Origin of the sequence: Candidatus Magnetaquicoccus inordinatus (genome assembly GCF_004217665.1) — a bacterium.
GTDB classification, from domain to species: Bacteria; Pseudomonadota; Magnetococcia; order Magnetococcales; family Magnetaquicoccaceae; genus Magnetaquicoccus; species Magnetaquicoccus inordinatus.
Genome location: NZ_RXIU01000182.1, coordinates 1 through 7,169, shown reverse-complemented (window position 1 = coordinate 7,169; position 7,169 = coordinate 1). Strand labels below are relative to the sequence as shown.

Annotated in this window: 5 protein-coding genes; 1 reads left to right on the top strand and 4 read right to left on the bottom strand. The window is 54.4% G+C overall.

The window, feature by feature from the left end; translation table 11 throughout:
* The 3 genes from EJP87_RS12095 to metK all read right to left on the bottom strand — a co-directional run.
* The coding region (locus EJP87_RS12095) for a helicase-related protein (protein WP_227657608.1) at positions 1-1,187 on the bottom strand (1,187 nt) is incomplete at its 3' end.
* Between the two features lie 150 nt (positions 1,188-1,337).
* A complete protein-coding gene (ahcY, locus tag EJP87_RS12090) occupies positions 1,338-2,636 on the bottom strand; it encodes an adenosylhomocysteinase (protein WP_130472134.1) in 1,299 nt (432 codons plus the stop codon).
* A gap of 92 nt (positions 2,637-2,728) precedes the next feature.
* Positions 2,729-3,895: a methionine adenosyltransferase gene (gene metK / locus EJP87_RS12085; RefSeq protein ID WP_130472133.1), complete on the bottom strand. Its 1,167-nt coding sequence runs from the start codon at positions 3,893-3,895 to the stop codon at positions 2,729-2,731.
* A 226-nt stretch (positions 3,896-4,121) separates the two neighbouring features.
* Here metK and EJP87_RS12080 point away from each other — a divergent pair, with 226 nt between their 5' ends.
* On the top strand, positions 4,122-5,744 hold the full coding sequence (locus tag EJP87_RS12080; protein ID WP_130472132.1) for a SagB/ThcOx family dehydrogenase: 1,623 nt from the start codon (positions 4,122-4,124) through the stop codon (positions 5,742-5,744).
* Here the strand turns inward: EJP87_RS12080 and EJP87_RS12075 are convergent.
* A complete protein-coding gene (locus EJP87_RS12075; protein WP_130472131.1) occupies positions 5,732-7,030 on the bottom strand; it encodes a Y-family DNA polymerase in 1,299 nt (432 codons plus the stop codon). The genes EJP87_RS12080 and EJP87_RS12075 overlap by 13 nt on opposite strands.
* Between the last annotated feature and the right edge of the window lie 139 nt (positions 7,031-7,169).

The following is a 7,169-nucleotide window of genomic DNA, read 5'->3' as shown; positions in this document are numbered from 1 at the left end:
GCCGAGGCCTGCGAAATTTTTTCCACCGGCAGCCGTCGGACTTGGGTGCGCCCACTGTGGCGGCTGATGCGTGCCAGTCCACTGTCGATCACATAACGGATTCCCGGTACCGTGAGCGAGGTTTCGGCAACATTGGTGGCCAAAATCAGGCGACGCTTGCCTCCCGGATGAAAAATACGCTGTTGATCGGCCATGGACAAACGGGCAAACAGCGGCAATATCTCGGTATGTTGCAGCTCCTGATGGCGCAAAAAATCGCCAATCTCGCGAATCTCCCGCTCCCCTGGCAAAAAGATCAAGATATCGCCATGGGGGCCCAGCGCATATAACTCCTGCACCGCCTCAAGAATCCCCTGTTCCAGATCCTTTTCTTCGCTCTCCTCCTCTTCATCCTCCCACGAGTGCAGTGGGCGATAGCGGGTTTCGACCGGATAGGTGCGTCCGGCAACCTCAAGCAGTGGCGCTTCTTGAAAATGGCGGGAAATACGCTCCATATCCAGAGTTGCAGAGCTGATAATCAGCTTCAAATCGGCTCTTTTCGGCAGCAGTTGCTTCAGATAACCCAACAAAAAATCGATATTCAGACTTCGTTCATGCGCCTCATCGATAATCAGCGTGTCATAACGGGTCAATAAACGATCGCTCTGGATTTCCGCCAGCAATACCCCATCGGTCATCACCTTCAGCAGTGAATCGCCGGATACCCGGTCATGAAAACGCATCTTATAACCAATCAGCTCACCGATCTCAGAACGCAGATCCTGAGCCAGATAATCGGCAATACTGCGTGCTGCAATCCGACGCGGTTGGGTCATGCCGATCCAGCCACCGCAGCCTCGTTGCAGCTCCAGGCATATTTTGGGTAACTGCGTGGTTTTGCCGGATCCGGTTTCACCACAAAGAATGACCACCTGATGACGACGAATCGCCTCGGCGATGCGTTGTCGCTGTTGGGCGACCGGCAACTCTTCTGGATAGTGCAGAGCGGGAATGGTTGCGGCGCGGCGGGCGCGCCGTTGCTGTGATTGCTCCCATTGTTTTTGCCACTTTATTATCTCTTCCAGCAACGCATCATCGGGCAATGATTTTTGTTCCAGTAGACGCAGCTTGCGGCGCAGATCCGCCTGGTCGCGGCTCATCGCTTTGGGAATGAGGCGAAACAGTTTTGGCAAAGGGGAAGTGTTCATACAAGGATCACGAGGAGAGCCATGCGGGCAATTGCCCTTCTGGCCAGCATTGCCAGAGAGCTTGTGAATAAATCGTTGCGGCAGGATGCCGAGGATCCATTCACAAGCTCGGAGCAAACAAGCGGCAAAACAGCCGCTTTGACAGCAGGATCAATAGCGATAATGGTGCGGTTTATAGGGACCGTTGACATCAACACCGATATAGTTGGCCTGGGTATCTGTCAAACGGGTCAGACGTGCACCCAGTTTGTTCAGGTGCAAAGCCGCCACTTTTTCATCCAAATGTTTGGGCAGTACATAGACGCCGACCGGATATTTGCCAGGATTGCACCACAGCTCAATCTGTGCCATCACCTGATTGGTGAAGGAGTTGGACATCACAAAGCTGGCATGCCCGGTGGCACAACCCAAATTGACCAGACGACCTTCTGCCAAGACAATCAACCGTTTGCCATCCGGAAAGATGACATGATCGACTTGTGGCTTGATATTTTCCCAGGTCAGGGAGCGAATGCTGGCAATATCGATTTCCGAATCAAAATGACCAATATTACAGATAATGGCCTGATTTTTCATCCGATCCATATGGGTGCGAGTAATCACATCCACATTACCCGTTGCGGTGACAAAGATGTCGGCAACGGCGGCGGCATCCTCCATGGTGACTACCCGGTATCCCTCCATGGCTGCCTGCAGGGCACAGATGGGATCGATTTCGGTAATCCAGACAGTAGCACCCATGCCACGGAAGGCTTGTGCACAGCCTTTGCCCACATCTCCATAACCGCAGACCACGCAGATCTTGCCTGCAATCATGACATCGGTGGCCCGTTTGATGCCGTCGATCAACGATTCGCGACAACCATACAGGTTGTCAAATTTGGATTTGGTAACCGAATCATTGACGTTAAAAGCAGGAACCTTCAAGGCGCCGCTTTTTAACATCTCCTGCAGACGATGGACGCCGGTAGTGGTCTCTTCCGAAAGGCCACGAATCTCTTGCAACAGGCCCGCATGTTCGGGGCGATGCAGCACGGCAGTGGCATCACCACCATCATCCAGAATCATATTGGGACGCCAGCCGTTTGGTCCGCTGATGGTCTGGTCGATACACCACCAAAACTCTTCCTCTGTTTCTCCCTTCCAGGCAAAGACCGGAATTCCGGCGGCAGCAATGGCGGCAGCGGCATGATCCTGGGTAGAAAAGATATTGCAGGAGGACCAGCGCACTTCCGCTCCCAGGGCGACCAGGGTTTCGATCAAGACAGCGGTTTGAATGGTCATATGCAGACAGCCCACAATCCGGGCCCCTGCCAGAGGTTGTTGTGCCCGATACTCCTCACGGATGGCCATCAAACCGGGCATCTCCGTCTCGGCGATGGCAATCTCTTTGCGGCCCCATTCGGCCAGGGCAATATCAGCGACCTTATAATCGTGTGCAGCAGACATAATCTTTCCTTGAAGCTTGGGAATAGAGGGAAAAACAGACCTACCTGAGCAGCGCCTGCCCTGTAGACAGGCGCTGGCAGAATCGGCACAGATTACAAACCGGCGGCACCACGCAACAGATCGGCTTTGTCGGTACGCTCCCAGGTAAACTCTGGCAGTTCACGGCCAAAATGGCCATAAGCAGCGCTTTTCCGATAGATGGGGCGCAGCAGATCAAGAGATTGGATAATCGCCTTGGGACGCAGATCAAAATGTTCGCGGACCAACTCTTCAATGCGCATATCGCTGATGCGGCCTGTGCCGAAGGTGTTGACCATCATGGATACCGGTTTGGCCACGCCAATGGCATAGGCAACCTGTACCTCGCAACGGGAGGCCAGTCCGGCGGCGACAATATTTTTGGCAACATAGCGGCCCATATAGGCGGAAGAGCGATCCACTTTGGAGGGATCTTTGCCGGAGAAGGCGCCACCACCATGATGACCTGAGCCGCCGTAGGTATCGACGATAATTTTTCGTCCGGTTAGTCCGCAGTCACCCACAGGGCCGCCGATCACAAAGCGTCCGGTTGGGTTGATATGGTAGGCCACCGATCCGGTCAATAGCTCGACCGGCAATACCGGTTTGATAATCTCTTCAATAACCGCTTCCCGAATCTCTTCATGGGCAATTTCGGGAGCATGTTGGGTGGAGAGGACGACTGCTTCTATAGCGGCTGGTTTGCCATCGGCATAGCGGATGGTCACTTGCGACTTGGCATCGGGACGCAACCAGGAGAGTTGGCCATTTTTACGTACCCGTGCCTGTTGTTCCATCAGGCGATGGGCATAATAGATCGGTGCCGGCATATAGACGGGAGTTTCGTTGCAGGCGAACCCAAACATCAAACCTTGGTCGCCCGCGCCCTGATCGAGATCGATTCCTTGGCCTTCGTTTACACCCTGAGCAATATCGGGAGATTGTTTGTCGAGGGTGACCATGACAGCACAGGAATCCGCATCAAATCCTATTGCAGAGGAGTTGTAACCGATCTCTCGCACCACATCGCGCGCCACCTGGGCATAGTCGATCACCGCTTTGGTGGTGATCTCACCGGCAATCACTACGACACCGGTGGTGACCAAGGTTTCACAAGCGACCCGGCTTCTCGTATCCTGGGCAAGCAGTGCATCAAGGATACCGTCTGAAATCTGATCGGCCACTTTATCCGGGTGACCTTCCGAAACCGACTCCGAGGTAAACAGAAAATTGTGTGCCATGCTTTCCACTCCTTAAATTTCGTCAAATAAACAACCATCGTATCACATTTATCCGACAATTGCGAGCAATTTTGTCAAATTCTCCCATTTTTTCCTTCTGTTGTCGCGTGTTGGGCATGCGCAGCGCAGCAAAAAAAGGGTTGGTATCTGCACTCCTAATCAGGCAAAATAGGAAAATGGCGCGTGGATGGTGCCAGACAATCGTTCCAGAGGAGAGGTGTGAAGCGTGGAAGATGATCCTGTTCTGGCCTATCATCAGGCCAGCAAGCATGCGCCCTATCGTTATGCTCCTGGACCGGGATATTTGGACTGGGCCAATCAGCCTGATCCTTTTCGTCGTTTCCCAGGCACTGCCCAGGAGTTGTTGCCGCTTGCGCACGGTTGCAGCGATCCTCCTTTCGTAACGCTGTGGCAGCAGAGAACCCTTCCTCCACAACCTCTGCATGCCGGATCTCTTTCCTATCTGTTGGCCTATTCTCTGGGTTTGGCGGTGTGGAAGCTCTATGGTCAAAACCGTTGGGCTCTGCGTTGTCACCCCTCCAGCGGCAACCTGCACCCTATCGAGGCCAACCTGCTTGCCGCCGATCCTTTTGCCGGTGTGTTGCACTATTCTGCCAGGGATCATCTTTTGGAACGGCGTTGGCAACCTTCTCAGCCAGCGCATTGGCGCTCTCTGTTTCCCCCTGGCTGTTTTGCCATCGCTTTGTCTTTGGTGCATCAACGGGAGAGCTGGAAATATGGTTTGCGTTCCTATCGCTATTGCCAACTCAATTTGGGTCATGCCGCTGCCGCTGTTGCTTTTGCCGCTGCGGCGCTGGGTTGGCAAACCGCCATTGCCTGGCAACTGGGAGACCAAAAACTGGCCACCATGGCGGGCTTGCAGGAGTGGTCCTCTGTGGAAAAGGAGCATCCTGGCCTGCTGTTGACCCTCTCCACGCAAACGCATCCGCCCGCATTCTCCTGGTCAGCCTTGGCAGAGAGTGTGGCCCAACACCCTTTTCTTGACCAACCCTCCCCGCTTGCAGCGCAAAAGTTGCCGGTTTGGCCGGGTATCGATGCGGTGTCGAGTGCCTGTCATAAAGCAGATGGAGGCTGTTTTGCAGGGGAAGAAAAGAGTGTATGGCCGCCTCTGACTCCCTCCTCTTGTACCCTCTCTGCCGCTACTCTATTGCGTGGGCGACGCAGCGGCCAAGCCTATGATCCGCGTCCTGTTTTGTCGCAAGCCTCCTTTTTTCGTATTTTGGATCGGTTGTTGCCCCGTGCCGGTCTGCCTCCCTGGGATCTGTTGCCGGAAGCAGCACGGGTGCATCCTGTGTTGCTGGTGCATCGGGTTGCCGATCTGCCTCCTGGTCGTTATCTGCTTTTGCGTGATCCGCAGCAGTTGGCGTTGTGGCAAACCCTGTTGCCCGCCGATACAGCTTGGCAACCGGTTGCTGCGGCGCCCGCACATTTGCCACTGTTTTTATTGAAAGAGGAGCCGTGTGCCGAACAGGCCGCTTTGATCTCCTGTCAGCAAGAGATTGCCGCCGATGGTTTTTTTTCGCTTGCTTTGTTGGCCGATTTTGCCCAAGGCTTGGCCAAAGGAGCCTGGGGCTATCGCGCCTTGCATTGGGAGGCAGGCATTATAGGACAAGTGCTCTATCTGGCTGCCGAAGAGGAGGGGGTGCGTGGTACCGGGATCGGCTGTTTTTTTGATGATCTGTTCCATCAATGGTTGGGTGTGACCGACAACCGTTTGCAAACCATCTACCATTTTACCATCGGCATGCCCATTGCCGACCAACGCATTCAAACGACCCATCCCTATGCCCATTTGCCGAAGGAGCGTCTGGACTATCAACCGGCATGAGCCACGGGTAACTCCTCCCAGCGACTGGTATAGCGGGGAGAACGGTTGTTGGCACGACTCTGCCAGTATGGGGTTGGATTTTCTGCTGCCGAACGAATAATCCCAGCACCAAAACGTTGTCGCAATTGGTCGAGAGTGTGCATCAAAGCCTGACTGCGTTGTCGGGTCTGTGCCACACTGAACAGATCTGCCTGCTGTTTTTCTGCGGCCTCGATGGCCAGCAACTGTACACCCGCCTTGTAATAGGCATAACCAGGACGATAGATGCGTGGCAAGGCCAGACGGGCCAGGCGGGTGAACAGCAACTCATCATTGCTGGCTGCAGGGAGAGCAATGGTGATCCCTTGGGCATACTGTCGATCCTGCTCCCGGAATGGATTGGTACGGATAAACAGATGCAGTGCGGCGGCCACTCCCTGCTGTTGTCGCAAGCGTTGGCTGGCGATACGGATAAAACGGGCAACTGCCTCCATCAATATCTCCAGAGTATAGACCGGTGCCGAAAAAGAGCGACTGGCTTGGATCCGTTGTCGGGGTGGGGTGACCTCTTCCAACTCCAGACAGGGGATGCCACGCAGTTCATGAATAATTCGCTCCATGACTACCGAAAAGTGGCGACGCAGCAGGCGGGGATCGGCTTGCGCCAAGGCCAATACATGGGTGATTCCCATATTGCGTAAACGGGCGGCACTGCGGCTGCCTACTCCCCAGACCTCGCCGATGTCAATAGAGGCCATGATGGCGTTGCGTTCGGCAGGTGTCATGTCGTTAAAATTGCATACTCCCTGGTATGGCGGGCGTTTTTTGGCGACATGGTTGGCCAATTTGGCCAGTGTTTTACTGGCTCCTATCCCTACGCCCACCGGCAAAGCCAGTTGCCGGGCAATCTCCTGACGAATCTGTATGCCGATCTCTGTAGCCTGTCGGCCATGGAGGCTCAGATCCAGAAACGATTCATCGATGGAGTAGATCTCCTGCTCGTTGCCAAAGCCAGAGAGAATGCGCATCATGCGCTGGGACATGTCACCATAAAGGGCATAATTGCTGGATAAGGCAATGATGCCATGCTGTTGTGCCAAAGCGCGCATTTTGAACCAGGGTTCGCCCATTTTGATTCCCAGGGCTTTGACTTCGTTGGAACGGGCGACAGCGCAGCCATCATTGTTGGAGAGGACAACGACCGGTTTATCCCACAGTTGCGGATTAAACACCCGTTCGCAGGAGACATAAAAATTGTTGCCGTCAATCAGCGCGATCTGTTTGTTGTCAGTGGATGCAAGGACCATCGTACCACTCCCCAGACAGTCAGCTCCTGATCCGGTGTGAGTCGCATATCAGGATAGTCGGCATGGGCGGCGCGCAAAATCAGCGCTTCTCCGCGGCGAATCAGTTGTTTGACGATAAAACCACCCTCCAGGGCTGCCA

Coding starts and splice junctions, on each gene's coding strand:
- ahcY (WP_130472134.1), bottom strand. CDS start 2,636: ATGTCTGCTGCACACGATTATAAGGTCGCTGATATTGCCCTGGCCGAA.
- EJP87_RS12075 (WP_130472131.1), bottom strand. CDS start 7,030: ATGGTCCTTGCATCCACTGACAACAAACAGATCGCGCTGATTGACGGC.
- metK (WP_130472133.1), bottom strand. CDS start 3,895: ATGGCACACAATTTTCTGTTTACCTCGGAGTCGGTTTCGGAAGGTCAC.